Source organism: Actinophytocola sediminis (assembly GCF_054779715.1).
In genome coordinates this window covers 131,522-148,388 of the sequence record NZ_BAAGXS010000010.1, presented here as the reverse complement: position 1 = coordinate 148,388, position 16,867 = coordinate 131,522, and the positions used below count along the sequence as shown (strand labels likewise).

17 protein-coding genes are annotated in these 16,867 nt (G+C 71.7%); 10 read left to right on the top strand and 7 right to left on the bottom strand.

All coding sequences use genetic code 11. The features are described 5' to 3' along the window. Positions 1 to 5: 5 nt before the first annotated feature. Genes ACYVIP_RS06610 through ACYVIP_RS06600 form a run of 3 tightly spaced genes read left to right on the top strand, consistent with a single transcriptional unit; the run spans position 6 to position 2,150 of the window. Positions 6 to 776, top strand: a complete 771-nt coding sequence (locus tag ACYVIP_RS06610) for an ESX secretion-associated protein EspG (RefSeq protein WP_460393116.1) — start codon at positions 6 to 8, stop codon at positions 774 to 776. Further along, entirely contained in the window at positions 773 to 1,837 is a 1,065-nt protein-coding gene (locus ACYVIP_RS06605) for a hypothetical protein (RefSeq protein WP_460393114.1), read from the top strand. The genes ACYVIP_RS06610 and ACYVIP_RS06605 overlap by 4 nt, the downstream gene beginning before the upstream one ends. Before the next feature lies 1 nt (position 1,838). Further along, positions 1,839 to 2,150, top strand: coding sequence for a hypothetical protein (locus tag ACYVIP_RS06600; RefSeq protein ID WP_460393112.1), 312 nt, complete (start codon positions 1,839 to 1,841; stop codon positions 2,148 to 2,150). A gap of 4 nt (positions 2,151 to 2,154) precedes the next feature. Here ACYVIP_RS06600 and ACYVIP_RS06595 read toward each other — a convergent pair whose 3' ends face one another. The 3 genes from ACYVIP_RS06595 to ACYVIP_RS06585 are packed head-to-tail and all read right to left on the bottom strand — an operon-like array spanning position 2,155 to position 5,185. Continuing rightward, positions 2,155 to 2,949 carry a DNA-formamidopyrimidine glycosylase family protein gene (locus ACYVIP_RS06595; protein WP_460393110.1) on the bottom strand — a complete coding sequence of 265 codons (795 nt, stop codon included), beginning with the start codon at positions 2,947 to 2,949 and terminating at the stop codon, positions 2,155 to 2,157. A gap of 9 nt (positions 2,950 to 2,958) precedes the next feature. Then, positions 2,959 to 3,879 (bottom strand): ribonuclease Z, encoded by a 921-nt coding sequence (locus tag ACYVIP_RS06590; protein WP_460393108.1) that lies wholly within the window; start codon positions 3,877 to 3,879, stop codon positions 2,959 to 2,961. Positions 3,880 to 3,895: 16 nt separating this feature from the next. Beyond that, positions 3,896 to 5,185: an ArsB/NhaD family transporter gene (locus ACYVIP_RS06585; protein ID WP_460393105.1), complete on the bottom strand. Its 1,290-nt coding sequence runs from the start codon at positions 5,183 to 5,185 to the stop codon at positions 3,896 to 3,898. A 138-nt stretch (positions 5,186 to 5,323) separates the two neighbouring features. On the opposite strand from ACYVIP_RS06585, the gene ACYVIP_RS06580 reads away from it, so the two are divergent. Then, a complete protein-coding gene (locus ACYVIP_RS06580) occupies positions 5,324 to 7,822 on the top strand; it encodes an NPCBM/NEW2 domain-containing protein (protein WP_460393103.1) in 2,499 nt (832 codons plus the stop codon). 55 nt (positions 7,823 to 7,877) lie between these two features. Here ACYVIP_RS06580 and ACYVIP_RS06575 read toward each other — a convergent pair whose 3' ends face one another. From ACYVIP_RS06575 to ACYVIP_RS06565, 3 genes are all read right to left on the bottom strand, one after another. After that, positions 7,878 to 9,035 carry an MAB_1171c family putative transporter gene (locus ACYVIP_RS06575; RefSeq protein ID WP_460393101.1) on the bottom strand — a complete coding sequence of 386 codons (1,158 nt, stop codon included), beginning with the start codon at positions 9,033 to 9,035 and terminating at the stop codon, positions 7,878 to 7,880. Continuing rightward, positions 9,032 to 9,559 carry a hypothetical protein gene (locus ACYVIP_RS06570; RefSeq protein ID WP_460393099.1) on the bottom strand — a complete coding sequence of 176 codons (528 nt, stop codon included), beginning with the start codon at positions 9,557 to 9,559 and terminating at the stop codon, positions 9,032 to 9,034. The genes ACYVIP_RS06575 and ACYVIP_RS06570 overlap by 4 nt, the downstream gene beginning before the upstream one ends. 80 nt (positions 9,560 to 9,639) lie before the next feature. Then, positions 9,640 to 10,101 carry a helix-turn-helix domain-containing protein gene (locus ACYVIP_RS06565; protein ID WP_460393097.1) on the bottom strand — a complete coding sequence of 154 codons (462 nt, stop codon included), beginning with the start codon at positions 10,099 to 10,101 and terminating at the stop codon, positions 9,640 to 9,642. 134 nt (positions 10,102 to 10,235) lie between these two features. Between ACYVIP_RS06565 and ACYVIP_RS06560 the strand changes: the two genes are divergently transcribed. Then, positions 10,236 to 11,255: a GGDEF domain-containing protein gene (locus ACYVIP_RS06560; RefSeq protein ID WP_460393095.1), complete on the top strand. Its 1,020-nt coding sequence runs from the start codon at positions 10,236 to 10,238 to the stop codon at positions 11,253 to 11,255. Positions 11,256 to 11,508: 253 nt separating this feature from the next. On the opposite strand, the gene ACYVIP_RS06555 is transcribed toward ACYVIP_RS06560, so the two are convergent. Beyond that, the gene (locus ACYVIP_RS06555) at positions 11,509 to 13,284 is read right to left on the bottom strand and encodes a hypothetical protein (protein WP_460393093.1); all 1,776 of its coding nucleotides are present in this window, start codon (positions 13,282 to 13,284) and stop codon (positions 11,509 to 11,511) included. A 158-nt stretch (positions 13,285 to 13,442) separates the two neighbouring features. Between ACYVIP_RS06555 and ACYVIP_RS06550 the strand changes: the two genes are divergently transcribed. The 5 genes from ACYVIP_RS06550 (at position 13,443) to ACYVIP_RS06530 (ending at position 16,840) form a co-directional block, all read left to right on the top strand. Further along, complete coding sequence (locus ACYVIP_RS06550) at positions 13,443 to 14,447, top strand: DUF6346 domain-containing protein (RefSeq protein ID WP_460393091.1); 1,005 nt, start codon at positions 13,443 to 13,445, stop codon at positions 14,445 to 14,447. Positions 14,448 to 14,463: 16 nt separating this feature from the next. Further along, positions 14,464 to 14,964, top strand: coding sequence for a YbaB/EbfC family nucleoid-associated protein (locus tag ACYVIP_RS06545; protein WP_460393089.1), 501 nt, complete (start codon positions 14,464 to 14,466; stop codon positions 14,962 to 14,964). 82 nt (positions 14,965 to 15,046) lie between these two features. Further along, positions 15,047 to 15,361, top strand: a complete 315-nt coding sequence (locus tag ACYVIP_RS06540; protein ID WP_460393087.1) for a type VII secretion target — start codon at positions 15,047 to 15,049, stop codon at positions 15,359 to 15,361. Next, positions 15,358 to 16,410 (top strand): hypothetical protein, encoded by a 1,053-nt coding sequence (locus tag ACYVIP_RS06535; RefSeq protein ID WP_460393084.1) that lies wholly within the window; start codon positions 15,358 to 15,360, stop codon positions 16,408 to 16,410. Before ACYVIP_RS06540 ends, ACYVIP_RS06535 begins: the two co-directional genes overlap by 4 nt. Positions 16,411 to 16,582: 172 nt before the next feature. Further along, a complete protein-coding gene (locus ACYVIP_RS06530; protein WP_460393082.1) occupies positions 16,583 to 16,840 on the top strand; it encodes a UBP-type zinc finger domain-containing protein in 258 nt (85 codons plus the stop codon). Positions 16,841 to 16,867: the final 27 nt, after the last annotated feature.

Below are 16,867 nucleotides of genomic sequence, written 5' to 3'. Positions count from 1 at the left end.
CGATGATGTCAGCACCAAGACCGAACACCGCCCGGCGACAGGTCGTCTCGCTGTCCACTGTGGAGTTCGAGGTGTGTTGGGCGCGGTTGGGTCTCGGTGAGCTGCCGCCGGTGCTCGACCTGCCCAGTTCTGGCTACACGCCGGGGGAGCGGCAGGAGATCGTCGCCGGGGTGCTGGTCGATCTGCGCGGGCGCCAGCTCGCCGACCGGTACGGTCCACTGCCGGAGCTGGCCGGCGTGCTGACCCGGCTGGCCCAGTTCTCCTCGGCGGTGGACGCGCGGATCATCCGTGGGGGCCTGGTGCGGGCGCGGGGCGCGGCCGCGTCCGGCCGGGCCACGATCGCGGTGGCGGACGGTGCCGGCGTGACGATCCGCTCGGTGCCCGAGCACGCGTTGGTCACCGAGATGGTGGCGCTGGCCGGCGAGGCGCCGACCAGCAGGACCGATTCGGTGAGCGTCCGGGCGGCGGCGCTCGACCGCGCCGCGGACCGGTCGACCGACGACGGCTCCGCGTTCGCCGACCGGCTGGTCGCGCTCGGCGAACGCGAGGCCGACGCCCGCGCGGTGGCTCGGCTGTGCGCGGGGGTGGTCGCTCGTGGCCAGTTCGCGGTGCGGACCGCCGGTCGCGCCGAGGCCGGCCGGGTGGTCGGCTACCACGACGCCGCCGCCGGCCGGTTCCTCCAGCTGCGCCGGGACGACTGGGTCACGTTCACCCCCGCGAACGGGGTCCAACTGGAGGTCCAGGTACGCCAACTCCTCGACGAGGCCCGCCGATGAACGACTTCTTCGTTGACCCGGCCGGGATGACCCAGCTGTACAACCAGGTCCGGGGCATCGCGAACGACGCGGGTGCGGCTGAGCAGTACGTGCGCAAGTACGCCGACATCTCCTTCGGCCAGGAGGGGCTGATCTTCGACCTCGTCGGCCCGCACAACCACGCCTACGCCGTCGTGCACGGCGCGATGGCGAAGCTGGAGTTGATCACCCAGCGGACCGGGACCGCGATCAACGCCAGCCAGCTGGCCTACGCCAGGACCGACCAGGCGCAGGCCGCGCGCCTGGACGCGTTGCGCCCGGGGGCACGCGATGCGAAGGCCCTGCGCACGGACCTCGGCACCGCCCGCCCCGGCCAACCGTTCACCGATGTCGCCGACCCGACCCCGCACCTGCGCGACGCCGACTGGGTCGACGGGGGAGTGGCGTTCGAGTTCGACTGGTTCAGCGATGTGCTGAGCCCGTCGGCCTGGATCCGGTGGGGGGTGTACGAAGCGTGCGGAGTTGACCCGTTCGAGTGGATGCTCACGTGGATCAGCGGGGACTGGGCGGCGTACCGGACGTGCGGCACGGCGTGGTCGCATGTGGGGAAGGCCTGTCCCGACTTCGCCGCGAACCTGACCAAGTCGGCGAGTGACACCGAGCGGGTCTGGCGGGGCAACGCGGCCGCCGGGTGTCAGGAGTTGTTGGTGGCGCTCGGCAAGGCGACAGCGGGCTTCCAGGCCACCTGCGACACGCTGAGCAAGAACTACGTCGCGGCCACCGAGGCGGCCAAGCAGCTCTACGAGGCGCTGACCGGGGTCGCCGGCGAGATCGTGGACGCGGCGATCCTGTTCATCGCGGCCACGGCGGCGGGCACCGCGCTGATCGAGACCGTGGTCGGCGCGATCGCCGGGTACGCCGCCGCCGCGTACTACGCCGGGCTGATCGTCGCGCTGGTCGGCGAGGCCTCCGCGCTCTACGGGCGGGCGAAGGCCGTGGTCGCGGCCATCGTCGCGGTCGTGGAGACGGTCAACGCCAACGAGCTCGAGTCGATCGAGGCCCCCGAGGAAGGAACCGACTGACATGCCAGCCGATCCGATCACCGACGGTCTGTTGCGCCACCTCGAACAGCATGGCCAGGACCGCGCGCTCCGTGAGCTGGGTCGTGAGCTCCGCGCCGGCCGGCTGTCGCCGCGCGAGGCGGCCAGAACCTACGCCGAGCCGTTGGCCACGCTGGCCGACCGGGCGATGGCCAACCGACGAACCCTCGACGAGGACGACCTGCGTCGCCACCAGGAGCAGGCGGTCGCCTTCTGGGAGCCGCCCGCGCCGGCGCGTCCTCGGCCACCGGACCCGGACGAGGACGCCTGGGCCGACCGCAGCGTGTTCGACTGACGGGTCAGCCGGTCGGTCCGGGTTGGCAGTGGGGACAGTAGTGCGCCACCCGTTCGCGGGTCCCGCTGCCCTGCGCGCCGGTGACGACCGGCCCGCCGCACCGCAGGCAGCCGGTGCGCGCCCGGCCGTACACCCACAGCTCCCGGCCGCGTCGAGTGTCCCCAGTGGTCACTCGTGCCCGGCGGTCGGCGTTGTCCACCAACAGCTTCCGGCACAACGCCACCGTGGCCGAAGTGTCCACTTCGGACACCGGAGTCCACGGGGAGACGCCGAGCAGAAAGCAGACCTCGGTCTTGAACACGTTCCCGAGACCCGCCATGACCTCCTGGTCGAGCAGCGCGAGACCGAGCTCACGGCCAGGGTCGCGCGTGAGCCTGCGGCCGGCCTCCTCGGCGTGGGCGTCGGACCAGTCGGGATCGAGCAGGTCCGGCCCGAGATGCGCGACCAGCCGACCCTCCTCGGCGGTCCGCACGATGGCGAGTCGCAGCAGCCGCTGCCCGAGCGCGAGCCGGTCGTCGGTCTGGAGCAGGACGCGGGTCCAGTGGTTGACCGGTGCGCGCCTGGCCGGGTCGTGGAACCGCCAGGAGCCGTCGAGGCCGAGGTGGCAGTGCAGGCTCAGCTCGCCGGAGAACCGCAGGAACAGATGCTTGCCGACGGACCGGGCACCCTCGACGGTGCGCCCGGTCAGGTCGGCGGTGGCGAGCCGGGGATGGCGCAGCTCGGCGCGCCGCAGGAGCGCGCCACCCAGCTCCCTGGTCAACGCCAGGGCGGTCTGGTGGACGGTGTCCCCTTCCGGCACCCGGCCAACCTACGCCCGAACGCGGGCCGGCACCGGGACGCGGGTCAGGTCCTTGGCGACCACGACCTGGCCGTCGAAGATCGACGACGCCTCGTCGTAGAACCGGGTCGGGTCGGTGTATCTGGCCGAGAAGTGTGTCAGGACAAGGCATCGGACCCCGCACTCGCGGGCCACCCCGGCCGCCTGCGCCGCGGTGAGATGCCCGTACTCGGCCGCCAGTCCGGCGTCCTGGTCGAGAAAGGTCGACTCGATCACCAGCAGATCCGCCCCGTCGGCCACCGCGTACACCCCGTCGCACAGCCGGGTGTCCATCACGAACCCGAACCGCTGACCCGGCCGGTGCTCGCTCACCTCCGCCAGCCGCACCCGCCGGCCCGCCCGCGTCAGCTCACCGTCGCGCAGCAGCCGACCGACGTCCGGGCCCGCGATGTCCAGGCGTGCCAACTCGTCGGGCAGCATCCGGCGGCCGTCCGGTTCGACCAGGCGGTAGCCGAAGGCCTCGATCCGGTGATCCAGCCGGTGCGCCTCGAGCGTGCCGAACGTGCCGGTGGCCACCGGTCCCGGCGCCGTTATCGGCCGCTCCACCAGGGGGGCCACCTCGTGGAAGGACGCCGCGTACCGCAGCCGGGCGAAGTACTCCGCGCCCGACGCCGGATAGTGCGCGTGCACCGGCCTGGTCACCCGGTCAAGCGACAGCCGCTGCACCACGCCCGGCACGCCGAGGCAGTGATCGCCGTGGAAATGGGTCAGGCAGAGGTGGTCGATGTCGTGCGCGCTCACCCCGGCCAGCACCATCTGCCGCTGCGTGCCCTCACCGGGGTCGAACAGCAACCCGACACCGTCCCAGCGCAGCAGATAGCCGTTCTGGTTGCGGTAACGGGTCGGCGCCTGGCTGGCGGTGCCCAACACGACCAGCTCGCGACTCACCACCGGGGAACCATAGCCGTCACAGCACGAAGTACCGCAGCCAGAGGTACGGCACGGCCAGCGCGATGGTGATCACCGTGACCAGCGCACCCTTGCGGGTGAACTCCCAGAAGGAGATCGGTGTGCCGTGGTGCTTGGCGATGCCCAGCACGACCACGTTGGCGCTGGCCCCGATGGCGGTCATGTTCCCGCCGAAGTCCGCGCCGAGCGCGAGCGCCCACCACAGCGCGTCGGCGTGCACCGGGTTGTCGATGCCGGCCGCCAACTCCGCCACCAGCGGGCTCATCGTCGCCACGAACGGGATGTTGTCGATGATCCCGGACAGCAGCGCGGACACCACGACGATCAGCAGCACCGCGGTGAGCGCGTCGCCGCCGGTGGCCCGTGCGGCGAGGGTGGCCAGCTCGCCGATCACTCCGGTCCTGACCAGCGCGCCGACCATGATGAACAGGCCGGCGAAGAACACCAGGGTCTCCCACTCGACGCTGGCCAGGTACTGCGCCGGTTGCGACCGGGAGATCAGCACCAGCACTCCGGCACCGAGCAGGGCCACCACCGAGGGCTCGACGTGGTGCACCGAGTGGGTGACGAACGCGGCGAACACCGCGAGCAGCACCACCCCGCACTTCACCAGCAGCCCACTGTCCTGAATGGCCGCGCGCTCGTCGAGTTCGAGCACGCTGGCCGCCCGCTGCGGATCGACCGCGAACGAACCGCGGAACACCCACGGCAGCAACAGGGTGAACACCGCCAGCTCGATCAGCACGATCGGCGTCATGTGCACCAGGAAGTCGTTGAACGTCAGGCCGGCGCGGCTGGCGATGATGATGTTCGGCGGGTCGCCGATGAGCGTCGCCGCGCCGCCGATGTTCGACGCGAGCACCTCGGCGATCAGGAACGGCACCGGGCTGATGCCGAGCCGGTCGCAGATCAGCAGCGTGACCGGCGCGACCAACAGCACCGTGGTCACGTTGTCCAGGAACGCCGAGGCGAACGCGGTGATCAGCACCAGCAGGACCATGATCCGCCGGGGCGATCCCCGGCCGCGTTTGGCCGCCCAGATCGCGGTGTACTCGAACACCCCGGTCCGCCGCAGCACCCCGACGATGATCATCATGCCGAGCAGCAGGAAGACGACGTCCCAGTCGATCCCGGTCTCGGTGGAGTAGAACGCCTCCGCCGAGCCGAGCACGCCGACGCCGAGCACGATCCCCGCGCCCGCGAGCGCGATCACCATCTTCGGGATCCGGTCGGTGGCGATCAGGACGTAGGCCACCACGAACACGGTGATCGCGATGCCGGCGCTCATACCATCATCAACATGCCGTAAAGATCGTCGGCGGGCAATCACTGAAAAAGATAAGTGACGCAGGACAATTGACTGTCGAAGCGGTTCGATGCTCTCATCGGAGAGGAGTCCCCGTCACCGCCGATGGAGGTGCCAGCGATGCGCGCTCCGGTACGCCGGCTCACGATCTCGGTCCTGGCCATGGCGCTCGTGTTCGCTCCGGTGCTCGTGCCCGCGCCGCTCGTCGCGCAGGTGCGGGCGCAGGCCGACACGCTGGTGCCGACGCCGCCGATGGGCTTCAACAACTGGAACGCCTTCGGCTGTGACGTCAACGAGGCGCTGATCAGGGAGACGGCCGACATCCTGGTCTCCTCTGGCCTGGCCGACCTCGGCTACGAGTACGTCAACATCGACGACTGCTGGTCGGCCAGGGAACGAGACCAGGACGGGCGCCTGGTGCCCGACCCGGTCAAGTTCCCCAACGGCATCGCCGGCGTCGCCGACTACGTGCACGGCCTTGGCCTCAAACTCGGCATCTACGGCGATGCCGGCACCCGGACCTGCGCCGGCTACCCGGGCAGCCTCGGCACCGAGGAGCTGGACGCGCGTACCTGGGCCGACTGGGGCGTGGACTACCTCAAGTACGACAACTGCCACAACCAGTCCGACGGCTCGCAGGAGGACTTCATCCGCCGCTACACCGCGATGCGCGACGCGCTGGCCGCCACCGGCCGGCCCATCGTGTACGCGATCTGCGAGTGGGGCCAGTCCCGGCCGTGGGAGTGGGCGGCCGAGGTCGGCGACCTGTGGCGCACCACCGGCGACATCAGCGACAACTGGCCGAGCCTGCGCTCGATCATCGCGCGGAACGCGCCGCTGCACCCGCACGCCGGGCCGGGCAACTGGAACGACCCGGACATGATGGAGATCGGCAACGGCGGCATGACCGCCACCGAGTACCGCACCCACTTCAGCATGTGGGCGATGATGGCCGCGCCGCTGCTCATCGGCACCGACCTGCGCACCGCCTCCCAGGAGACGCTCGACATCCTGGGCAACGAGGAGCTCATCGCGATCGACCAGGACCCGCTGGGCGTGCAGGGCGCGGTGGTCGCCGACCGCGACGGGCTGATGGTCCTGGACAAGCCGCTGGCCGGCGGCGAGCGCGCCATCGCGCTGTACAACGCCACCGATTCCCTTGCCACGGTGGACATCCCGGCCGCCGAGACCGGGCTGGCGCGCGCGGCGGGCTACCGGCTGCGGGACGTGTGGACCGGCGAGGTCCGCCAGGCGAGCACCACGATCTCGGCCGCGGTGCCGGCGCACGGCACCGTGGTCTACCGGGTGCGCCCGCTGCGCGACCCGGCCGCCACCGCGCCGCTGGTCACCGTCGGCGCCGCGCTCGGCACGCTGGTCCCCGGCGCCGAGGGCGGCACGCTGACCACCACGGTGACCAACCGGGGCGCCGGCCGCGTCCGCGACCTCGACGTCACCGTCCAGGCACCCGCCGGCTGGACGGTCACCGCCACGACCCCGCCGACGCACCCCCGGCTCGGCACCGACGAGTCGCTCCGGACGTCGTGGACGGTCACCGCGCCCGAGGGCACCGCCGCCGGCCGCCACCCGCTGAGGATCACCTCGGCCTACGACTGGGGTCCCGGCGCCAGACCGGGGTCCAGTACCAGCGAGCTGGTCGCCGCGGTGGTGACCGCGCCGCCGGCGGGCCGGTGGCACCTGAGCACCCTGCTGCCGGTCAGCGCGGCCAACGCGCGCGGCCCGGCGGAGATCGACCTGAGCAACGGCGGGGACGCCGAGGGCGACGGGTCGCTGCCCACGATCGCCGGCGAGGTCTACACCAGGGGCATCGGCACCACCGCGCCCAGCGAGCTCGTCTACTACCTCGGCGGCCGGTGCACCCAGCTGAGCACCGACGTCGGCCTGGATGACGAGACCACCGAGGCCGTGCCGGCGTCGTTCACCGTCTACGCCGACCAGACCGTGGCGGCCACCGTCGACGGCGTGGCGGCCGGCGACCCGGCGACCACGCTGACCGCCGACCTCACCGGCGCCGCGTGGCTGCGGCTGGTCACCACCGGCAGCGGGTCCGCGCCGGACGGCACCACGACCAACGACCACACCGACTGGGCGGCACCGGTGCTGACCTGCGGGTCCAGCACGCCCGACGACCCGGTCCAGCCGGCGGAGCGGACACTGTTCTCGTTCGAGACCGACACCGAGGGCTGGACCATCGCCAACCCCGGCGACGGCGGCACCTGGACCCGCTCGACCGCCTTCCACACCGACGGCGACCACGGTCTGGCGGTCGACACCCCGTTGTCCGGCAACTGGTTCGGCCGCGTGCTGACCGAGCCGCTCGACCTCACCGGCACGTCGGTGGTGCGCTTCGACGTCCGCGCCGGCACCACCGCCGGCACGACCGGGGAGATCGCGCTGCAGATCGGCGAACAGGGCGCGTGGTGCCAGGGCGGGCGCTGGGCCTGGACCAACCCCGGCACGAGCCGCACGATCAGCGAGGCCGTCGAGGAGATCGAATGCCCAGCCGGCGTCTCCCTGGACCTCAGCCAGGTCACCGGCATCTGGGTCTTCCTCAACGGCGCCGACACCCACCACCTCGACAACATCCGAGCCGAGCAGTAAAGCCCTGAATGCCCCATGCGGGACGGTCAACGTCGCCAATGCCTCATTCAGGGCATCAGGGCGCGCTGGACCGGCGGACGGCGCTGGAGAGTTCGATGAGCTGGTCGGCGTCGGCGTCGAGGCTGTCGTCGCGGGGGACGGCGACCGGGATCGCCTGCTGGGGCGCGGTTTCGCCGGCCGCGTGGGCCTGTAGCGCGTCGGTGAGCCTGCGGGCCAGGTGTGCCGGCACGGTCAGGTCGTCGGTGGCCGCGTCCCGGCTGGCGAGATAGGGACTGATCCGCACCAGCCCGTCGCGGCACTCGATCACCCGGCGGTAGTAGCGGCGGTGCACCCCGCGCAGGCTCAGCGCGTCGCGCCACTGGTTCACCGGCGCCCGGTTCAGCGCGTCCTGGGGAAACCGCTCGTTCAGAATCGTCCACAGTGGACGGAGCTGGCCGTAGGCCCTGCGGTGGCGTAACCACACTCTGGCCACGGCCAGCCTGGTCACCACGTTCGGATAGATCACCCCGGCCAGGAACAGCACGATCCCGGCCAACAGCAGGAAGACGCTGGTCATCACGATCGGCGGCGAGGCCGGGCTGCCCAGCCAGCGCCCGACGTTGGACAGCACGAAGATGAGGCTGGCCAACGAGATCGACGCCAGCCCGATCGAGGCGACGCGCAGTCCCGCGCGCAACCGGGGCTCGGCCCCCCTGGCATAGCGGCGGGTCCACACCCCGGCCGCGGTGAACGCGTAGAGCAGGTACCCGTTGGCCGCGATGTAGAACAACGCGATCGCCGGCTCGCCGATCGGGCCGTCGCCAGGGGTAGAGGTCACCATGGCCGCCGGCACCCGCAGCGCGTCCGGGACGGCCACGTTCGCCCAGGTGATCACCGCGAGCGCGCCGAGCAGCCCGGCGGCCTCGGTGGCGGCGCTGCGGCCGGCCCGGTTGCCGTCGAGCGCGGAGAACTTGAAGAAGCAGACCAGGCTGAACCCGCCCACCAGCTGCAACGCGTGCTGCACGTACCGCGCGGTCATCGCGTCCACGCCGAGGAAGCTCGCGCCCTCGCTGGCCGCGATGCCGAACGGGTAGGCGATGGACCAGCCGGCGACCAACCCGGTCACCGCCCACCGCCGGACGTCGCCGGGGGAGCGGGCCACCAGGTACAGCATCCAGGCCAGCGCGCCGAACGAGGCCAGCCCGTGGACGAGGTCGAACCCCGTGTACCTCACAGCCAGCCCAGCCTGTCGGTCAGCGCGGTGCCCATGCGGCGCGCGGCGGCGTCCGACGAGGCCGCGCTCGGGCCGACCGAGTCGAGCACCGACGCCCATTCCAGGATGATCGTGGCCACGGTCTCGGCCTCCCGTTCCTGTTCGGAGTCGTAGGACGTGCGGCCAAGCGCCCGGCGCACGGCCTCTGGCGCCAGGTCGGGGAACTGGCCGGTCACCGAGTCGCCGAGCAGCGCGTCGTCCTCGGCGCCTCGGTGACCGGCCAGGATGTGCCCCAGCTCGTGCAGCACGATGTGCGCCTGGTGGGCCCGGCTGGTCGCCTGCTGGTAGAAGACGTAGTCGGCGGTGTCGGTGGTGATCCAGGCGCCGAACGGTCCCGGCACGGGCATCGGGTGGGCCACCGGCCGGATCGGCTTGCCCCGCTGCGCGCCGACCCGCCGGCACAGCTCGTGCACGTCCAGTGGCGGGCGGATGTCCAGCTCATTGAGTAGTTTTCGGCAGCGTCGACGCAGCTCGCGTTCGCGCACGGCACACCTCCCCGACTCACGCCCTCTGCCCAGGACGCGGCAGAGTTTTCCAGATCACCCGGCAGGCCGGGTGCGCGGCGTCAGCCCTGCGTGCCGGAGTCGCGTTCGACCTGCTCGAGCCGGTGTACCACGTCCAGCAGGTCCATGACCTGTCGGCGGCCCTGGGGGGAGAGCTCGCCGGCCCGCAGCGCCATCAGCCGCGCGTCGTTGGAGTCCATGATCGCGTTCAGCCGCGCCTGCTCGGTCCGCAGCTCCGCGAGCTGCTGGTCGACCCGGTCGGTGACCTCGTCGTCGAAGAAGTACGAGACCGGGACGCCGAAGAACGCGGCGAGTGCCTGCAGGTGCTTGAAGGTCGGGTTGTCCTTGTTGCCCTTGCGCAGCTGCCAGATGTAGCTCTGCGAGATCGTCACGCCGGTCGCCACGATCGCCGAGGCGGCCTGCTCGTTGCTGAACTCCTGGCCACCGCGCGTCGTCGTGCCGGCGAACAGGTGGTTGAGCTTGTCGGCGAGGGTTCGTTCCGCGCCGGACTTCCGCGTAACCATCGCTGGCCTCCCACCGCATCGTGCATACTCTTTACCCAGAGATAGACCCGACCGCGCGCATCCATTTTTGTCAGTTGAAACCGGACAGTCAATGAGTCTACGCTCGACGATGATCCACTTACGGGAGGTCCGCGATGCGGCTTGCTGGCGCGGATGAGGTCGTTTCCGGCCCTCGCTGTGCCACCTGCGGCCAACCGCTCGGCTACAGGAGCACCGACAAGCTGACCGGCATGCTCGACCGCGGGGGGTGGGACCGGGCCGCGGCCGAGGTCCTCGACCAGGTCGGCGCCGGGCCGGCGGTGATGCTGATGATCGACATCGACCGGTTCAAGGAGGTCAACGACACCCACGGGCACCTGGCTGGCGACGCCGTGCTGCGCGCGGTGGCCCTGGTGATCCGGGGCGTGGTGCGCCAGCTGGACGTCGTCGGCCGGTACGGCGGCCACGGCGGCGACGAGTTCCTGGTGCTGCTGCCCGGCACCGACCGCGAGTGCGGCGAACGCCTCGCCCAGACCATCCTCGCCCAGATCAGGGCCGCGGCGGTGCCGGCGCCATCGGCCCGCGACGGGATCACCACGTTCACCGGGCTCACCGCCTCCATCGGCGTCGCGACCAGGGCGACCTGCGCCGACCACGACCTGGTCGGGCTGCTGCACGGCGCGGACGCGGCCCTGTTGCGGGCCAAGGAGTCGGGCCGCAACCAGTTCGTCACGGCCGAGGTCCGGCCAAGCGACGTGCCGCCGATCTGGCGGCTGCGCGGCCAGGGGCTCGGCGGCCGCGGCCAGGTCACCGACCTCACCCACGACTGGAGCGTCGAGGCGGCCGGCGACAGCACGGCCGCCGACTACGAGACCGTGCTCGCCGAGCAGCTGCGCGCGCTGCTGCGGGTGCTGCCCGGCGAACAGGAACTGGACGTGCTCGCCGCGCTGTCCTGCGGGCCGCTGTCCTACCGGGACATCGTCGACCTCGGCGGTCCGGCCGAGGCGGCCGTGCACCGGCTCGAGCTCGCCGGCCTGGTGGTCTGCGACCGCGAGGACACCGGCGCGATGCTGTGCTGCACGTTGAGCGCCACTGCCCGTGAGCTGCTCGATCGGCTCCTGCCCGCGATCCAGTGGGCAGGGAAGATCGACGCCGCGGGCTTGCGGGGGGTGTGAGTGCGTGGCGGTGCGCGGGGGCAAGCGCACCGCTACGCACTCACCGTTCGGCTTGCCGTGTGGATGATGACTTCGGGCGCTCGCGCCGGTTGCCACTGCACCGCTACGCGCTCACCGTTCGGCTTGTCGTGTCGGTGGTGACTTCTGGCGCCCGCGCCGGTTGCCACTGCACCGCTACGCGCTCACCGTTCGGCTTGTCGTGTCGGTGGTGACTTCTGGCGCCCGCGCCGGTTGCCACTGCACCGCTACGCGCTCACCGTTCGGCCTGCCGGTCGACGATGACCTCCGGCGCTCGCGCCGGTAGCCACCGCATCGACCCGCTGCGCTGGATCACCACGATGCGGCTGTCGTCCTCGACCGGACCGATCACGGCGAACCCGGAGTCGGCCGCGACCCCGGCGTAGGCGCGGGCGAGGTCGGGGTGCACCACGCCGGTCACGCCGCCGCCCTGGACCGTGCCGGCACCGTCGACGATCACCACACAGCGGACCGGGTCGCCGCGGTCGTAGGCCCAGCCGTGGAAGATCGGCACCGGTCGGCCGTCGAAGGTCGGCGCCGGGTCCGGCGGCTCGACCGAGTCCACCGCGCCGGCCGCGCGCAGCGGGCGCTTGTTGCCCCGCGCGGGCAGCAGCGGGGTCATCTCGGACAGCGCCAGCGTCGAGCCGAGCTCCGGGCCGTCGCAACCGAGGGTGAAGTCGTCGGTGAACGGATAGTGCCCAAGCGCCCGCAGCCGCGGCGCGAGGTCGCTGGCGAGCGGGTAGGTCCGGTAGGCGTCGCTGAACCCGCCCCGGATGGCGACCGCCTCGAGCCGGTGGAGCTTGTCGGCCGCCCGCTCCTCGACGGCGTAGGGCGCGCCGAGCGCGTAGCCGAGCAGCCCGGCGAGCACGGCCGCGAGGGTGATCTTGTGGCCGCGCTGGTCCAGCCTGCGGTGCGCCACGAAGGCCAGCATCACCACGGCCGGGATCGAGATCAGCACCGACGCGGAGGTGTAGCGGGCGGTGTGCAGGCTGGCCTCTTCGCCGAAGTCGACCCTGGCCACCGCGATCATCCCGCAGTACAGCACGGCGTGGCCGGCCAGCGCCCACCAGAACCACAGCGCGGGCTCCCGCGCGGTCCTGCTGGTGGCGAGCACGGCGTACACGCCGAGGATGAGCGCGCCCGCGATGGCGGCCAACCCGCCGTTGTCGGTGGTCCACAACTTGCCGACGATGGCGAGGAAGTAGTACAGCAGGCTGCCAGGGTCGCTGACCGGGGAGCCGGCCAGCGGCGGCGACGGCCGGTAGCTCAGCCACACCGAGACGATCGCCGCGCCGGCGACCAGCGGCAGCAGCCGCTTCCACCAGGCCTCCCGCCGCAGCACGGCCAGCCCCGCGAGCACCGGCCAGACGGCGAACGCGGTGCCGTAGGTCAGGCTGGCCAGCAGCGCGAGCGCGAAGGCCGGCCACCAGCGACCCCGGCTCGCCAGCACCAGCGCGACCACCACGATCAGGTTGGCGGTCAGCCACGCGGTGCCGCTCATCGCCCTGGTGAAGTTCCACAGCCCGTGCAGGCTGAAGACCAGGGTCGAGGCGGCCACCACCAGGCCGGCACGGACCAGCGGCGGCAGGCCGCGCGGCAGCGCGAGCCCGAGCGCGGCCACGGTGAGCGCGGCCATCGCCACGACGAACACGCCGAGGGTGCGGTTGTCGCCGGCGAACAGTTCGATATTGATCCAGTAGAGCAGCGTCGGCAGGCCGAGCAGGTGCTCGTTGGAGAAGTAGTGCTGCAGGTCGAACGGTTTGAGCGAGCCGTCCGCGTTGGTGATCCTGGTCAGCTGGAACAGGTAGTCGATGTGCTGGAGGCGCCCGGCGCGCAGCACCTCGAACAGCGTCGTGACCGCGGGCACCGCGGCCAGCATGGCGACCAGCCTGGGCAGCCAGCGGCTCACCGCCAGCCGTCTGGCCAGCGTCAACCACGCGGGCGGCCCGGCGGGGACGGTCGCGGGGTCCGGGTCCGGCAGTGGCTCGTTCCGTAATGCCGTCGTCGTCACCCGCGATTTCCTTTTCTGTACAACGAATTCGGCCGAGTGTATCGCGCGGGTAATGCATTGATTTCGGCAGGTCTTCGGTGTGCCATTGTCGGGTAATTCGCTTTGATATCGGGAATCCGGTATGCCCTGGCCGTGGCGGTCGGTCCTAGGGTTGCCGGATGCGTGCTCTCGCCTTCGGTCTGGCCGCGGTGCTCGGCTTCCTGTTGCTCGCGACCGTGATCCGCACGACCGACGTGCTCGTCGGCTCGCCGGCGGCCACCAGGACCGGCACCGCGACGGTGACCTCCTGTGTCGAGCACGGCCCGGTGGGCCGGTGGGGGATCGGCATCGCCACCGAGTGTGTCGCGGACGTGCGCTGGGCGGACGGCGACACCGCGCGGGTGCGCTTCCCGCCCGGCCAGCTCTCCCCGGGTGACCGGGACACCCCCGTCTTCGAGTCCGGCGGCGAACCCGGCCGCAACGACAGCGCGCGCTGGACGCTCGCCGGCCCGGTCGCCGCGGTGGCCATCGGCCTGGTGACCGTCTGGCTCGCCGCGGCCGCCGTCGGCTCGCTCATCCCGCGCCGGGTCCGAGGGCCGAGGCCGGAGTCCGAGCGGTGGCCGGTGACCAAGGCCGAGGTGGCCGCCGCCCCGGTGCCCCGGCGGGTGCGCCGGCTGCGGCTGATCGCCTGGCTGGCCCTGGCCGTCGGCGGGGTGGAGGTGCTCGCCTCGCTGCCCTTGTTCGACGGGCCGCGGCGGGTCGGCGGGTTCGTCTCGCCGTGGCCAGAGCTCGAGTCCGCGTGGCTGGTCGACCCGCCGTCGGGGGTGCTCGCCGGGTTCGGCGCGCTGGTCGCGGTGGTGGTCGGGCTGATCGCGTCGGTCGTGCACCGTGACGTCGCCCGGATCGTCCGGTACGGGCGGCCCTACCTGGACACCAGAAACGGGGTCCGCCCGGCCGGCGCCGGCCGGTGGGTGCCGACGGTCGTAGTGGCGGTGTTGGTCGTGCTGGCGGTGGTGAGCGCGGTGCAGGCGATCCCGGCCGGCGCGCCGGTGGCGGTCTGGCTCGCCGGTGGCCGGGACGTCTACCCGCTGGCGGCGCTGTTGGTCATCGTGGTGACCACCCGGCAGTCCACCAAGGAGATGGCCGAATCAGTACTAACCTTGCGGGAACCAGATACCGGTTAGCCTAGTCTAAGCGCCCATGAATATGGATGTCGGGGCAGGCGAGCGACGGCTCGCCGACTACATGCGGCGAGTGGGCGAGATCCAGCAGCGAGCCGAGGAGACGCAGGCGCAGCTCAAGACCCTGCGCGCGCGGGTCAGCAGTCCTGACCGCGGCGTGTCGGTCGAACTGGCACCCGGCGGCCGGCTGGAACGGCTGACCATCTCGCCGGAGGCGATGCGGCATGGGCCAGAACAGCTCGCCGCGTCCATCACCGAGACCGTGCGGGCCGCGCACGCCGCCGTCGCCGAGCAGATGCAGGAGACGCTGCAGCCGCTGATCGGCGACTCGCCGGCGATGGAGTTCCTCCGCGACCAGATCGACGTCGCCCAACGCGAGGACGACGACGAACAAGCCCCCCAGGACCCGGCCGAACCGGAGCCGCTACTGCGCTCCGAGGCACCCCCACCCAGAGCCCCCCGCCCCACCGACGATGACGACGACGAGGGCCTCGACACGATCTGGGGTAACGACAAATGAGCCACCGCCAACCTGAGCCGCGTGGAACCGGCAGGTACCAACCCGACGTAACGGAAACTTCTCATCCCGGGGAGGCGGAACTGTGAGCGACTTCGCGATGGTGCCCGACGACGTGCTCACCCACGCGGGCAGCGTGGCGGGCTTCGGCACGTCGCTGGCCGCGACGGGGCGGACCGGCGCGGACGTGGACCTCGGGATCGAGACCTACGGGATCATCGGCCAGGCGTTCAGCGTGCACGCCAGGTTGTCGATCTCGGAGATGGGCGGGTCGATCTCCGAGTTGGCCTCGGCGTTGCCGGAGATCGCCGACGCGCTGCGCGACAGCGCGGACTCCACAAAGGACACCGACGACGAGCACGCACGGCTGTTCGAGCAGTTCATGGAGGGCACGTCATGAGTGTCGAGGTCAACGCGGACAACGCGACCGACGGGGCGCGGATCGTCGACACGGTCTGGCAGTGCGCCAAGGACTTCGAGAACCCGAGCGACTGGGTGTTCGACGGCTTCGCGCTCGGGCTGGACGTGCTCGGGTTCGTCGCCAACCCGCTCGGCACCCTGGTCGGCGGCGGCATCGGCTGGCTGATCGAGCACGTCTCGTTCCTCAAGGAACCGCTGGACGACCTGGCCGGCGACCCCGGCGCGATCAACGGCGTCGCGGCCACCTGGGGCGCGGTCGCCCAGGAGTGCGCCACCATCAGCCAGGAGTACGCGACCGCCGCCACCAGCGAGACCACGACCTGGACCGGCGCGTCCGGCGACGCCTACCGGGCGGCGGCCGCGCAGGTCGCCGAGCAGGTCAAGGCACTCGAGGGCGCCGCGTCGGCGGTGTCGACCGGCGTGCGGGCCAGCGGCATCCTGGTCGCCACCGTCCGGGGCATCATCCGCGACATCATCGCCGACGTGGTGGCGGAGTTCCTCATCGCCGCGGTGTCCGCGCTGGCGACGAGCTGGTGCAGCTTCGGCGCCTCGGTGGCCGCGTTCACCGGCTGGGCGGTCGCCCGCGCCGCCGCGACCGCCGGCAAGATCGCCGGCAAGGTCAGCAAGCTGCTGATGAAGCTGGCGCAGGCGATCCGCAAGTTCGACAAGCTGCGCGGCGCGTCCAACGCGCTGGCCAAGGCCTCGGTCCAGATCGGCCGCAAGGCCAAGTCCATGGGCCGGGCCATCGGCCGCCACCGCGGCGCGCTCAACCAGGTCGAGGGCGGGGCCGACCGGGTCAACAACGCCATCCGCGACCGGATCACCCTCGGCAACGACCGGCTCGGCGACGCCGCCGCCAGGGTCGACGACGTCATGGCACCCCGCGGCCGCGACGGCTTCGCCGACACGCTCAAGCCGATCTCGTTGGGCCGCACCGGCGCGGCCGAGGCCTTCAAGGAAGGCGCGAACTGGGACGACAACTACGAGGACGCCCAACAGGAGCTTGCCCAGCAGCAACAGGAGCGGTGACGCCCAGCGGGAGCGTGCTCAGCAGCAGCAACAACAACAGCAACAGCAACGGCGGTGACGCCCAGCGGGAGCGTGCCCAGCAGCAACAGCAGCAGCAACAACAACGGCGGTGACGCCGGGCCGGTGAGCTGGCTTGGCCGGTGTGATGGCTTGGCCGGTGCGATGATGGGGCATGGCTCAATGCGCGCATCTCGACCAGGTCCGCGACGTCTCGCCGAGCACGACCGAGGGCTGCACCGACTGCCTGGCCACCGGCGGGCAGTGGGTGCACCTGCGGGAGTGCCTGACCTGCGGGCACGTCGGCTGCTGTGACTCCTCGCCGTCCCGGCACGCCAGCGCGCACTTCGCGCACACCGACCACGCGGTGATGCGCTCGTTCGAGCGCGGCGAGGACTGGCGGTGGTGCTTCGTCGACCAGACCATCGTGTGAGGTCGCGCTCTAGGCTGGTGGCATGAG